The sequence below is a fragment of the Cupriavidus basilensis OR16 genome (genome assembly GCF_000243095.1).
Lineage (GTDB): Bacteria > Pseudomonadota > Gammaproteobacteria > Burkholderiales > Burkholderiaceae > Cupriavidus > Cupriavidus basilensis_D.
Genome location: NZ_AHJE01000027.1, coordinates 71,539 through 84,592, shown reverse-complemented (window position 1 = coordinate 84,592; position 13,054 = coordinate 71,539). Strand labels below are relative to the sequence as shown.

Annotated in this window: 10 protein-coding genes and 2 pseudogenes; 5 read left to right on the top strand and 7 right to left on the bottom strand. The window is 68.1% G+C overall.

What is annotated here, in order from left to right; translation table 11 throughout:
• The 3 genes from OR16_RS45590 to OR16_RS11200 are packed head-to-tail and all read right to left on the bottom strand — an operon-like array spanning nucleotide 1 to nucleotide 2,116.
• Nucleotides 1-528, bottom strand: a complete 528-nt coding sequence (locus OR16_RS45590; protein WP_006158080.1) for a DUF4349 domain-containing protein — start codon at nucleotides 526-528, stop codon at nucleotides 1-3.
• Nucleotides 513-875, bottom strand: a complete 363-nt coding sequence (locus OR16_RS45585; protein WP_006158079.1) for a hypothetical protein — start codon at nucleotides 873-875, stop codon at nucleotides 513-515. Before OR16_RS45585 ends, OR16_RS45590 begins: the two co-directional genes overlap by 16 nt.
• A 32-nt stretch (nucleotides 876-907) precedes the next feature.
• Nucleotides 908-2,116 carry a phosphoglycerate kinase gene (locus tag OR16_RS11200; RefSeq protein WP_006158078.1) on the bottom strand — a complete coding sequence of 403 codons (1,209 nt, stop codon included), beginning with the start codon at nucleotides 2,114-2,116 and terminating at the stop codon, nucleotides 908-910.
• Between the two features lie 361 nt (nucleotides 2,117-2,477).
• Here OR16_RS11200 and OR16_RS11195 point away from each other — a divergent pair, with 361 nt between their 5' ends.
• Nucleotides 2,478-3,554 carry a helix-turn-helix transcriptional regulator gene (locus tag OR16_RS11195; RefSeq protein WP_006158077.1) on the top strand — a complete coding sequence of 359 codons (1,077 nt, stop codon included), beginning with the start codon at nucleotides 2,478-2,480 and terminating at the stop codon, nucleotides 3,552-3,554.
• Nucleotides 3,555-3,595: 41 nt separating this feature from the next.
• Here the strand turns inward: OR16_RS11195 and OR16_RS11190 are convergent, their stop codons facing one another.
• The 4 genes and pseudogenes from OR16_RS11190 to OR16_RS11175 form a co-directional block, all read right to left on the bottom strand.
• On the bottom strand, nucleotides 3,596-3,919 hold the full coding sequence (locus OR16_RS11190) for an AzlD domain-containing protein (protein WP_006158076.1): 324 nt from the start codon (nucleotides 3,917-3,919) through the stop codon (nucleotides 3,596-3,598).
• Nucleotides 3,916-4,745 (bottom strand): annotated as a pseudogene (locus OR16_RS11185) (AzlC family ABC transporter permease). The gene OR16_RS11190 and the pseudogene OR16_RS11185 overlap by 4 nt, the downstream one beginning before the upstream one ends.
• Before the next feature lie 335 nt (nucleotides 4,746-5,080).
• Entirely contained in the window at nucleotides 5,081-6,112 is a 1,032-nt protein-coding gene (locus OR16_RS11180; RefSeq protein ID WP_006158074.1) for a Bug family tripartite tricarboxylate transporter substrate binding protein, read from the bottom strand.
• Nucleotides 6,113-6,318: 206 nt separating this feature from the next.
• Nucleotides 6,319-10,021: pseudogene (locus OR16_RS11175) on the bottom strand (SNF2-related protein).
• 111 nt (nucleotides 10,022-10,132) lie between these two features.
• On the opposite strand from OR16_RS11175, the gene OR16_RS11165 reads away from it, so the two are divergent.
• From OR16_RS11165 to OR16_RS11150, 4 genes are all read left to right on the top strand, one after another.
• The gene (locus tag OR16_RS11165; RefSeq protein ID WP_006158073.1) at nucleotides 10,133-11,053 is read left to right on the top strand and encodes a branched-chain amino acid transaminase; all 921 of its coding nucleotides are present in this window, start codon (nucleotides 10,133-10,135) and stop codon (nucleotides 11,051-11,053) included.
• Nucleotides 11,054-11,161: 108 nt separating this feature from the next.
• Nucleotides 11,162-11,356, top strand: a complete 195-nt coding sequence (locus OR16_RS11160) for a zinc-finger domain-containing protein (RefSeq protein ID WP_006158072.1) — start codon at nucleotides 11,162-11,164, stop codon at nucleotides 11,354-11,356.
• 121 nt (nucleotides 11,357-11,477) lie between these two features.
• On the top strand, nucleotides 11,478-12,500 hold the full coding sequence (waaF, locus tag OR16_RS11155) for a lipopolysaccharide heptosyltransferase II (RefSeq protein WP_006158071.1): 1,023 nt from the start codon (nucleotides 11,478-11,480) through the stop codon (nucleotides 12,498-12,500).
• A gap of 57 nt (nucleotides 12,501-12,557) precedes the next feature.
• Nucleotides 12,558-12,998: a YybH family protein gene (locus OR16_RS11150; protein ID WP_006158070.1), complete on the top strand. Its 441-nt coding sequence runs from the start codon at nucleotides 12,558-12,560 to the stop codon at nucleotides 12,996-12,998.
• Nucleotides 12,999-13,054 lie beyond the last annotated feature (56 nt).

The window sequence follows — 13,054 nt, the reverse complement described above, 5'->3', positions numbered from 1 at the left end:
TTATCGAGGGCCAGCGCCGTCCGGCGACGCCGGCACGGCTTGCTTCCTGCGCGCCACGCGGCGCCGGCGCCAGGCCAGCGCAAACCACAGCAGCGGCACACCAACCAGCAGCCACGGCAGCGCGCCGGCGGCCACGCGGATCAGCATGGCCAGGCTGCCGAGGAACAACTCGGCGATATCGCCCACGGCAGCGCGCAGCGGCGACACCTTGCGTTGGCTGACGAAGGTCTCGCGCGCGACAAAGTCGATGCGAACCTCATTGCGATCGGTTTGCGCCGCCAGCATCTTGCGCAATCCGTTGATCGTGTCCAGCTCACCCTGCACGCGCGCCAGCTCGCGCTCCAGCTCGATCACGTCGCGCAGCGGGCCGCGCGCGTTTTGCAGCATGGCGCGCAGGCGGTCGCGCAGCTCGGTGGTGTTCTTGATGCGGGCTTCGGCATCGATCACCTGATCGGTCTTGTCCTCGCTCGACACCCCGTTGGACACCACCGTGCCGCCCTGCTCGGCCGCCTTCAGCAGATCCGGCAAGGCCTTGGGCGCGATGCGCGCGCGCAGCTCGCCGCGCGGCGGCGCACCGTCGCCAGCAACTCGCAGCCGAGCGCCTGGCAGCGTTGCACAACGCTCTTCCAGCCAGTCTCCAGGGCGTCGGCGGAATTCTCCACCGTCAGCGCGTACTTCAGCGCCAGGTAGCGGCGCTCCGCCTCCTGCTGCTCGCTCTGGCCGCCCCGCGCCAACTCGCCGGCGGCCATCCCGCCGGCCGCGGCGGCTGCCAGGGGACGCCCCTCGGGCGCACCGCCACCCGGGCGGCCACACGCGCTCAGGGCCAGAAGCGAGGCGGCCAGCAGCAACGCCGCCAGTCCGCGCTTGCCGGCCATGCCAGCGCCAAACCCACGCAAACCCGCCACCCTCAGCCCGCGGCGCGCTGTTCCAGCACCTCGAACGCGGGCAGCTTCTTGCCCTCCAGGAATTCCAGGAAGGCGCCGCCGCCGGTGGAGATGTAGCCCACCTGGTCGGCAATGCCGTACTTGGCGATGGCCGCCAGCGTGTCGCCGCCACCGGCGATCGAGAACGCCTTGGACTCGGCGATGGCTTGCGCCAGCACCTTGGTGCCGTTGCTGAACTGGTCGAACTCGAACACGCCGACCGGGCCGTTCCACACGATGGTGCCGGCCAGCTTGAGCTGGTCCGCCAGCATCTGCGCGGTCTTGGGGCCGATGTCGAGGATCATGTCATCGTCGGCCACGTCCTGCGCGTCCTTGACGGTGGCCACCGCGGTGGCGCTGAATGCCTTGGCGCACACCACGTCCACGGGAATCGGCACCGAAGCGCCGCGCGCGGCCATCAGGTCGATGATGGTGCGGGCGTCGGCCACCAGGTCCGGCTCGGCCAGCGACTTGCCGATCTTGAGGCCGGCCGCCAGCATGAACGTATTGGCAATGCCGCCGCCGACGATCAGGTTGTCGACCTTGCTGGCGAGCGTCTTGAGGATGGTCAGCTTGGTGGACACCTTGGAGCCGGCGACGATCGCCACCAGCGGGCGCGCCGGCTGGCCCAGGGCCTTGCCCAGCGCATCGATCTCGGCAGCCAGCAGCGGGCCGGCGCAGGCGATGGGCGCGTACTTGGCGATGCCGTGGGTGGTGGCTTCGGCGCGGTGCGCGGTGCCGAAGGCATCGTTTACGTAGACGTCGCACAGCTTGGCCATCTTCTGCGCCAGTTCGTCGCTGTTCTTCTTTTCGCCCTTGTTGACGCGGCAGTTTTCCAGCAGCACCACTTCACCGGGCTTGACCGTGCTCACGTCGCCGTTGCCATCGACCCAGTTCTGCACGAGCTTGACCGGCTTGCCGAGCAGTTCGGCAAGGCGCGTGGCCACGGGCGCCAGCGAATCCGCTGGCTTGAACTCGCCTTCGGTCGGGCGGCCCAGGTGCGACGTCACCATCACGGCGGCGCCAGCCTGCAGGCAGGCCTCGATAGCCGGCACGGATGCGCGGATGCGGGTGTCTTCGGTGATGTGGCCGGCGTCATCCTGCGGCACGTTCAGGTCGGCGCGGATAAAAACCCGCTTGCCGGCAATTTTGCCTTGGGAGATGAGATCGGAAAGACGCAGGACAGAGGTCATGGCGGTGGCTGGAGAGCGAAAATCGGGGAAAATCGGCATTTTACCTGATCGCAAAGGCCATTTTGCGGGATTGCGCCCCGGATGCACCCGGGCAAGGGTGCCTTTTTCGCCACATGCGGCGAACGGCGTGCCGTGCCCCTGCAACGCACCCCCTGAAAGAGGGGTGCGACAATTGCCCCGCGTCTCGTACGCTGCTGTCAAAGCGGGCAATGTATACACAAGTTGGTACAAGATAAGCACGCAAAAACATAGCCAGAGGCCCCGCCTGAGACGGGATCCAAGGCACTGGCGCCGGACGCGCTTACGGGAAGCGGCGTCGGCGCCACTCGGCTAACGCCGTTGTCGAGAAGCAGGGGTAATCATGAACGAAGACATGCACGGGGCAATCCGTGGCTTGTACGAAGGAATTCTTGACGCGCAGGCCTGGCAGCAAAGTCTGCACACCTTGAGCAATATCGTAGGCAGCGCGCACGCGTCGATGCTCGTGCGCGACACCGATCGCGACCTGATGATGGTCAACGAGATGGTGCGCCCGGTGCAGGAACTGTTCAGTGCCTACGAGAAGGAATTCCACGCGCTCGATCCGGGCAAGCTGTTTGCCCACAACCTCTCCCCCGGGGAGTGGTACATCGACGCGCGCGATTTCGGCGAAGGCGCGATGCAGCGCAGCCCCTTCTACCGGGAATTCTTCCACCGCTTCGACCTGTGCTCCTACGCGGCCTGCCTGGTCGAGCGAAAGCCCCACTACGAAGTGTATTTCGCGCTGCAGCGCTCGTTCTCGCAAGGCAATTTCACGCCGGCGGATGTCAGCGCGCTGGATTGGGCGCTGCCTCACATGCGCAGCGCCATGGCCATGCGCGACCGTACCATCGGGCTGTCGACGCTGGCGCAACTGTCAGGGCAGATCCTGGAGCGCCTGTCGTTCGGCGTGATCGCCTTCTCGCCCGAGCGGCGCGTGCTGCTGAGCAATGGCATCGGCGAGCGCTGGGTGCGGCGGCTGGACCCCGCCGGCAAGACCGGCGAGTGGCAGTTGTCGCGCTCGCTGACCGACATGGTGAGCGCGGCCTGCGCGCCGCGCAGCACGGTGCCGGCGCAGGCGGCAATCGCCCGCCACGGCAACGGCGCCTGCGCGCAGTTGATCGTGCTGCCGCTGCCGGCATCCCATGTCTTTGCGCTGCCCTGGCAGCAACCCGCCGCGCTGATGGTGATCCATGAAGACGCGCAGGCGCCGGCGGAACTGCCGCAACTGCACGGCATGGGCCTGCCCGAAGCCAGCGAGCGCCTGAACGTGCGGCACGAAACCGCGCGCAGCCAGCTCAAGGCGGTATTCCTCAAGACCGGTGCCAGCACGCAGGCCCGCCTGACCCGGCTGCTGACCCAGCTGGGCACGGCGCTCGGCCCCGGGCAGCAGGAGTGCGACGCCGGCGATGCTGCCTAGCGGGCCGCGCCTTAGGGGCCCGGCATCCGCCAGGCCCCGGCTCAGCCAAGCAGCCGCAGTGCGGTATAGACCGCCATGCCCGCCACGATCATGCCTACCATACGCCGCGTCGCCAGGTAGAACACCAGCGCCACCGCGCCGGCCACCAGCTTGTAGTTGCTGGGGGCCAGCGTGAAATGCCCGTGCCAGGTCATCAGGTCGGGCAGGATGATGGCCGCCAGCGCCGCCGCGGGCGCGTAACGCAGCGCGCGCTGGATGCGGTCCGGCACCGTCACGCGCTCGCCCGCCATCAGGAACAGCGCACGCGTGACGATGGTCACCAGCGCCATGCCGACCAGCGCGATCCAGATCTCGAGATGGCTCATGCCCGGTCCTTTGCAGCCTGGGCCGGGGCCTGGGCCACTGCCTGCGCGGGCGCATGCTCGGCCTTGCGGCGGCGGATACCGCGCAAGGTCGCGCGGGCCGCCAGTTCATCGCTGGCCATGCCGGCCGCGATCGCCCCCACCACGGCCGCCACCAGGCCGAGCCGGTAAGGCAGGTCGAAGCACAGCAGCGCCACCGTCGAAGCCACCGCCACCGCCAGCAGCGTGGAGCGCGAGCGGATGGTCGTGACCATCACCGGAATCAGCGCCAGCGTGCCGGCCAGCCCCAGGCCCCAGCTATCCGGGAACGCGCTGGCCAGCACGATGCCGATGATCGACGAAACCTGCCACATGGCGAAATTGGTCAGCGCCATGCCCCAGAAGTACCCCTCCTTGCCCGGCTCATGGCCTGGCGTGGCATAGCGCTGCATGAAGTAGACGAAATGCAGGTCGCCGTTGAACGACCCCAGCAGCGTCCGGCGCCACAGTGGCAGGTAGCTGAAATGCGGCTGCAGCCCCGCGCTGAAGATCACGAAGCGCAGGTTGACGATGGCCGCGGTCAGCCACACCGTCCATAGCGGCAGGCCCGCGGCAAACAGCGGCAGCACGGACAACTGGGCCGAGCCCGCATAGACCAGCAACGACATGCCGATCGCCTCGGGCACGTTCATCACCGACTTGCTCATGGCCACGCCCGTCACCAGGCCCCAGGAGAACACGGCAGGCAGGGACGGCGCGAAATAACGCGCCCCTCGATAAAGCCAGCCCGCTCGGCCGGGGCAAAACGATGCCAGGGACGCAGCAGGGCCTGGGGCGGTCGGAAGGTCATAGCTGAAGGCTGGGGGGATGGCAGCCGCCGGGGGCGGGCTAACCCTTAGGGGGAATTGGGCATTATAGGGGGAGTGGGAGGGGGTGGTAAGTGGTTGCTTAACTTGTTGGGGGGAGGGGGGGTTGGGTTGGTTGGTTGGTTGGCTGGCGTTTTTGGTCGGTTTTGCTGCGGCGTTGGTTTTTGCACCCAAGTGCCGTACGACATCCCCCTGCGGGCCCCGCAGGGGGGATGTCGTACGGCTTTTTGGGTGCAAAAACCAACGCCGCAACAAAAATCACCAACTAAAAGAGCAAGAGCCAACGGTTCTGCCCTTGCGCCAATCAACCAACACCCCATCAATCAACAGACGCCCCAACACTCCTAACCACCCCCGCCCACTTCTGCCGATCCGCCTTCACCGTGCCCCGGAACTGCTCCACCGTCTCGATTCGCGGCGAATTACCTGCCTCGATCAGCTTCTGCCGGATGGCCGGCGTTTCCAGCGCCACCTTGACCGCATCGTTGAGCTTCTTGCTGATCTTGGGGTCGAGCCCCTTGGGACCGAAGAAGCCAAACCAGATGGTGCTGTTGAAGCCAGGCAAGCCGCTTTCGGCGATCGTCGGCACTTCGGGAATCACCGCCACGGGATTCTTGGTGGTCACGCCAAGCAGCCGCACCTTGCCGGCACGATATTGCGGCAATACGCTCTGCACCTGATTAAAAATGCAGCAGACCTCGCCCTTGAGTACGGCTTGCAGCGCGTCAGGGCCGCCCTTGTACGGCACATGGACCATATCCAGGCCGGCGCGCGCGTTGAATTCGGCAAAGGCCAGATGGGTGCCGGTACCGTTGCCGGTCGACGCGTAGTTGTACTTCCCGGGATTGGCCTTGACCTTCTCGATGAACTCCTTGACCGATTTCACATCGATCACGGCGGGGTTCACGGTCAGCACGTTGGAGACTTCCACCAGCGGCGCGACCGGCGTGAAATCGGCTTCGGCATCGAACGGCAGGCTCTTGTACAGGGCCGGGTTGATGCCGTGGGTGGCGGCGGTGCCGAGCAGCAGCGTGTAGCCGTCGGGCTTGGCATGGGCCACCACTTCGGAGGCGACATTGCCGCCGGCGCCGGGGCGGTAGTCATAGATGATGGTGGCCTTGAGCGACTTCTGCAGCGATTCCTGCAGCGTGCGGCCAACCATGTCCACGCCGGAGCCGGCGGTAAAGCCCATCAGGATGGTGATCGGCTGGGCCGGCCAGGCCGGATCCTGCGCCCGAGCCGGCGCGGCCAGCGTGCTCAGCGCGGCCAGCAAGCCAAGGCCGGCGGCCAGGCGGGAAGCACGGGACGAATGGAAAACGGGCGAGATGCGGCGGGTAGCAGTGCGGAACATGGGGGTACCGTCGATAAAAGGAATGCGGGTCGGGGCTGCCGGCCGGGGTCTGGCGCCCCGGGCCAAGACAGCAAGATACCAACGATCCGCCGCATTACCAACGATGGAGTTCGCTTGAAGGTATGCCATGTTGGTATAAGCAGACATGGACCGGGATTCCGGTGGCATCCCATCGCCCCGGCTGGCGCCGGGCGTCCCTTGCTCCCCTAGCTGCGCAGCAGTCCCACCAGTTCGTCGATGTCAGGCAGCGCCGCCGCCGTGCCGATGAATCCGGCACCGCCATCCTCGCCCGCCTCCAGGATGCCATCGGCCAGCGCGCGCTTGCCGTGATGCAGCGTGAGGATACGTTCTTCGATGGTGCCCGCGCTGATCAGGCGATAGACGGTCACCGGGCGCTGCTGCCCGATGCGATGGGCGCGTCCCATGGCCTGGTCCTCCGCCGCCGGGTTCCACCAGGGGTCGGCGATGATCACGTAGTCGGCGGCCGTGAGGTTGAGGCCGAAGCCGCCGGCCTTCAGGCTGATCAGGAAGACATCCCCTTCGCCGGCCTGGAACGCCGCCACGCGCCGCGTGCGCTCGGCCGCCGGCGTGGCGCCGTCGAGGTACTGCCAGGCCAGGCCGGCCTCGTCCAGCCCCCGGCGCAGCAACTGCAGGAAGTCGACGAACTGGCTGAAGACCAGCGTCTTGTGCCCGTTGGCGGCCAGTTCGCCCGCCAGTTGCACGAAGGCACGCACCTTGGCGCCCGCCTGCCCGAGCTCCAGTTGCAGCTCGGGCGTGACCAGGCGCGCGTCGCAGGCGGCGCGCCGCATCCGCATGAGTTGCGCCAGCACATGGATGCGCGCCTCGGCGGCGGGCTGGCCGGCGGGGGTCTTGCGGGCCTTCGGGCCTTTGACCACGGCCTCGGCTTCGGCGAGCGCCTGGCGGCGCAGCGCTTCATAGTGGGCCGCCTCGATCGGGTCCTGCTCGATGCGCAACACCAGCTCGGTGCGCGGCGGCAGTTCGTCCAGCACCTGAGCCTTGGTCCGGCGCAGCACGAACGGCGCGATCATGCGGCGCAGCCGCTGGGCCGCCTCGCGCACGCCATTGCGCTCGATCGGCACGGCGAAGTGCTCGTTGAAGCGGACCAGCGAGCCAAGCAGGCCGGGGTTGCAAAAGCGCATGATCGACCACAGCTCGGCCAGCCGGTTTTCCACCGGGGTGCCTGACAGCGCCATGCGGAAATCGGCCCGCAGCTCGAACACCGCCTGCGAGCGCTTGGTGGCGGCGTTCTTGAACGCCTGCGCTTCGTCGGCCACCACCGTGTGCCACTCGCGCTGGCAGAAGGCCTCGCGCGCCTGCAGCAGCAGCGTGTACGAGACGATCACCACGTCATGCGGGCCGGCCTGTTCCAGCAAGGCCGCGCGCTCGCCTTCGGCATAGATGTGCACGCGCAGCGTCGGCGCGAAGCGCCTTGCCTCTTCGGCCCAGTTGCCGCACACGGAGGTTGGCGCGATCACCAGCGCGGCGCCGCCGTCGGCCCGCGCCAGCATCACGGCGAGCGCCTGCAGCGTCTTGCCCAGCCCCATGTCGTCGGCCAGGCAGGCGCCGAAGCCGGCCTCGGCAAGCGACATGGCCCAGCGCCCCAGCGATAGCCGTCTTCCTGGTAAGGCCGCAGCTCGGCGGCGAGGTTGGGCGGCAGCACGGCGTCGCGATTGCGCGCCCGGCGCAGCCGCGCCACGCGCTGGCGGAAATGCTGGTCGGGGTCGATGCCCGCGCCGGCCAGCACGTCGTCCAGCCAGGGCGCCGCCATCAGCGGCACCTTGATGCCGCCGGGCACGCTGTGCGCAACGCTGGCGAGGTCGCGCAGCCTGGCGCGCAGGCTACGCGTGAGCGCCACATAGACGCCCTGGCCCATCGGCATGAAGCGCCCGGCGTGGCTGCCGGCCCAGGCCAGCAACTGGCCGAGCTGGAGCACCAGCCCCTCGGCCACGCCCAGCTCGCCGACCAGCTTGAACCATTCGCTCTCGGTTTCGATATGCACCGCCAGTTGCGGGATGTCGGCGCCCACCACGCGGATTTCCTTGCCGCGAGGCCATTCCACCGCCAGCACGGCGGCCAGCCCCGGCAACTGCTCGACCACCGACAACGCTTCCTCCGGGTCGGCCAGGGTCCAGTCGTACTCACCGCTTTCCGGCGCGCGCGGCACCAGGAAGGGCAGCGCGTCGAAGACCGCGGCCACATGGGCCAGCTCGGCCTTGAGGTCGCGCACCGTGGCAAGGCTCTCCCCTTTGACCGCCGCCATCAGCCGCTCGCGCCCGCCGCCCGGGGCCAGCCGTGGCCCGAGGGGGCCCAGCGGCGTCACCACCAGGCGCAGGGAAAGGCCTTCGCCCAGCGGCGACAACTCGGCGCGCAGGCGGCTCTCGGTCTCGAGTTCGCGGGCGCTGCCGTCGTGGTCGGCGTGCACCTGGAAATGACCGGACAGCGCGCGCAGCGTGGCGTCGAGCTGCGCATGGGCCTCGGCCGGCACCGCCAGCCCGTCGGCGATCAATTGCGCCGCGCCCTGCTGCGCGGGCGTGAGGCGGATCACGCGCAGGCGCTGCGAGCCTTCGCGCAGCACGGTGATCTGGCGCAAGGCCTCGGCGTCCGCGCGGCTGCCGGCGGGCAGGAAGCTGTCCATCGCCGGGGCCTCGCGCACTGGGGGTCGTCTTCGGCGAGGCGGGCCAGCGGCACGGGACGCGGCTTGTTCCAGCCGCGCGGGCCGCGCTGCTGCTCCAGCGGCTCGATGGTGCCGACCGCGCCATCGGCGTCGATGGTCAGCGCCCACAACAGGCGGCTGGCGCTGGCGCCGTCGGGCGCGCGCGCCTCGCCCGCCAGGGCCTGCAAGGCTTCGAGCGCGAGCCGCCAGCTTTCCTGGCGCTGGCCGGCGAAGAAGGTTTGCGGCACTGGTTCGTCCGTTTCCAGGGCCCGCGCGGCGTCCAGCTGCTGCGCGAACCAGTGCAGGCCGCAGCCTTGCAGGCGCGCATGCAGGGCCGCGATGGCCTCGGCACGGGCGGCCGCCGGCTGGCGGCGTCCGCTGGCTTGCTTCACGTCGCCGAGCCAGGCGCGCAGCAGCACGCGCCAGAACTGCGCGAGCGGCGGGACATCGGGAGCCAATTCGAACGCGGCTTCGTCCAGCCGCGCATCGCCCTTGTGCACGGCCAGCACGTGGCACCACAGCCCCCAGCGCTCGGTCGGCACCGGGCTGCGCGTGCCCGCTTCCGCCTGGCAGAACTTGCGGGCCTGCTCGAGGTGGGCCGGCGTGCGCTGGGCCAGCAAGGACAGCGGGTAGCAAGGCGCCAGCGAGGGCGGCATCAGCCCGGTTCGCTGGCGGCTTTCGGTCCGCAGCCGCTTGAGCGCGGCCTCGAAGCCCGCCTGGGCGGCTGGCCAGCCGCCTTCCTGCAAGTGGGCAAAAGCACGCAGGGCGTCGCCATCCCCGCCGCCGGCGTCGCCCATCGTGGATAGCAAGGCAAGGGCCGCCGGGCGCTCGCCAGCGTACAGCTGTCCCTCGGCCAGCGCGGTGCGAACGGCGACCGGCAGCGCCAGCGGATCATCGGCGTGGCAGGCCAGTCCGTAATCCAGGTAGGGTTGAAAGCGGGGATCCCAGTCAAAATAGAGACAGTCCAGGATCGCCAGCAAGATGCGCCAGCGCCAGGCTGGCACCACCCGCTCCAGCAATGCGGCGTCGCCGCTGGCCAACGCCGCTTGCACCAGCATTTCGGCGCGGCCGGCGCCCTGCCCCCACGGCGCCAGCATTTCGCCGATCGCCTCCTCCGAGGCTCCCGAGAACAGCATCTCGCCAAGCCGCCTGAGGTGCATGCGGCCGGGCGATTCACGATGGGAGGCGGTGGGTCCAGACGGCGGCGGCAGGGTCACGGGTGGCGGTGGCGGCATACACAATGTGACGATTTTAGACCCCGGCGGGCCCGCGCCCACGTTGGCACGGGGGGGCCCGGGGTTTACAATGCCTGTTTTGCATTGCTGGCGGCACGCAGGGAGAGAACCATGTCGATGGCGGATCGCGACGGAAAAATCTGGATGGACGGCAAGATGATCGAATGGCGCGACGCCAAGATCCATGTGCTGACCCATACCCTGCATTACGGCATGGGCGTATTCGAAGGCGTGCGCGCCTACAAGACGCCGGCCGGCACCGCGATCTTCCGCCTCAAGGAGCACACCCGCCGCCTGTTCAACTCGGCCAAGATCTTCCAGATGCAGATGCCGTTCGACGCGGCCACGCTGGAAGCCGCGCAGCGCGAAGTGGTGAAGGCCAACCAGCTCGAGTCCTGCTACATCCGCCCGCTGGTCTGGATCGGCTCGGAAAAGATGGGCGTCTCGGCCAGGGGCAACACCATCCACGTAGCGATTGCCGCGTGGCCGTGGGGTGCCTACCTGGGCGAGGAAGGCCTGGAGCGTGGCATCCGCGTCAAGACGTCTTCGTTCACCCGCCACCATGTCAATGTATCGCTGGTGCGGGCCAAGGCCAGCGGCTATTACATCAACTCGATCCTCGCCAACCAGGAAGCCACCAGCATGGGCTACGACGAAGCCCTGCTGCTGGATACCGAAGGCTACGTCAGCGAAGGCTCGGGCGAAAACGTGTTCGTGGTGCGCGACGGCGTGATCTACACGCCCGACCTGGCCTCGTGCCTGGACGGCATCACGCGCGACGCCATCCTCACCATCGCCCGCGACCTCGGCATCGCGGTGCGCGAGAAGCGCATCACGCGCGACGAGGTGTACTGCTCGGACGAAGCGTTCTTCACCGGCACCGCGGCCGAAGTCACGCCGATCCGCGAACTCGACGACCGCGTGATCGGCGAAGGCCGCCGCGGCCCGGTGACCAAGCGCGTCCAGGACGCTTTCTTCTCGGCGGTTGGCGGCACCAATGAACAATACAAGCACTGGCTGACCGTGGTCTGAAACCGCCGCGCGACCCAAAAACCCGCCAGGCAATCCATAACCGCTTATCCCGCTTATCCAGTCATACTTCAATCCATACAAAAAAACTAAATTCATCTCCGCAACACCATGACGCAAACCGCCTCCCTGATCGAAATCGGCGCGGAAGACCTTCCGCTGCACTGCCCCACCGGCAACACGCCGACCTGGAACTACCATCCGCGCGTCTTCCTCGACGTGACCGACACCGGCGAGGTGAAGTGCCCGTACTGCGGGACCGTCTACAAGCTCAAGCCCGGCACCGTGATCAAGGGTCACCACTGACACGGCCCACGCTTGACCGCAACACCCCGACTCTGCGGCCCGCCATGCGGCGCGCCGCAGAGTCGGCGTGCGTGGCGCGCGCAGACTGCGCCACGCCAACCCTTCCGGCAGCGCCCCATTCATGAAAAAAGCCCTCGTCATCGCCCCCAACTGGATCGGCGACGCCCTGATGGCGCAGCCGCTATTCACCCTCATGAAAGCGCGCCATCCGCGCCTGCAGATCGACGCCCTCGCCCCTAAATGGGTGGCGCCGGTGCTGGCACGCATGCCCGAGATCCACCAGGTCTTCCCCAGCGAACTGGCGCACGGCAAGCTGCAGCTGTCGGCCCGGCTGATGTTCGCCCAGCAGCTCAAGAACGAAGGCTACGACGCAGCCTATGTGCTGCCAAATTCGCTCAAGTCCGCGCTGATCCCCTGGCTGGCCGGCATTCCGCTGCGGGTTGGCTATCGCGGGGAAAACCGCTTCGGCCTGCTCAATATCCGCCACGGCAATCCGCCCCGCGACCAGCGCCCGCCCATGGTGGAGCACTACGCGCGGCTGGCGCTCAAGCCCGGCGCCCGCCTGCCGGAGAACCTGTCCGAGCCGCGCCTGCGGACCGACCCGGTGCGCATGGCCAAGACCGCGGAGCGCTTCGGCATTGCCCCGCAGACGCGCCTGATCGCCTTCTGCCCGGGTGCGGAGTTCGGCCCGGCCAAGCGCTGGCCGGCCGCGCATTTCGCCGAGCTGGCGCAGATGCTCAAGCGCTCGTTCCCGTATGCGCAAATGGTCACACTGGGCTCGCCCAAGGACGCCGAGATCGCCGACGAGATCGTCAAAGGCGCGCCTTTCGTGCGCAACCTGTGCGGCCAGACCTCGCTCGACGATGCCGTGGACCTGCTGGCCATGTCGGAAGCCGCCGTGTGCAACGACTCCGGCCTGATGCATGTCACCGCGGCGCTGAACCGGCCACAGGTGGCGGTGTTCGGCTCCAGTGACCCGCGCCATACACCCCCGCTGTCGCAGGCTGCGAGTATCATGTGGCTGCAGCTCGAATGCAGTCCGTGCTTCAAGCGTGAGTGCCCACTTGGCCACCTGCGCTGCCTGAAGGACATCGAGCCCGAAATGGTGTTTGTGGAGCTGCGCAAGCTCCTGCACCGGGCCTGAAGCGCTGACCCGCCGTTCGTGTTTATCCGGCCAACGAATCCCTGAGCCCAGTCCACCATGCCTCGTTTTGCCCGCCTGTTCGATTCCGCCGAAGACATCGTCGAAGCCTTTCGCGAGGCCATGAAGCTACGCGATGCCGACGGCGCGCTGCGCCTGTGGCTGGATGAGGACTCGGTCACCTGCGTGATGCCGGACGGCCAGCGCCTGATCGGCCACGAGCACCTGCGCCAGGCCTTTGCGCAGTTGCTCGACGTGCAGCCGGTGCTGATCGACGTGATGGAGACCAGCAGCCATACCTCGATGGGCGTCGCCATCTTCGACGTGACCGAAGCCCTGCGCTTTGGCGACGACCGCGTCGAAGCCGACCTGTACGTGCACACCACCTATGTGCTGATGCAGAACCACGAGGGCTGGCGCCTGGCGCACATCCATTGCAGCCCGGCCAACGCCGCCCAGGTCGCGACCGTGAGCACGGCGCCAGGCCAGGCCCTCCACTAGGATTGCACGCGGCGCGGCGGGCCGGCCACCCCGTCTGCGCTGCGCCTGATCGCCTA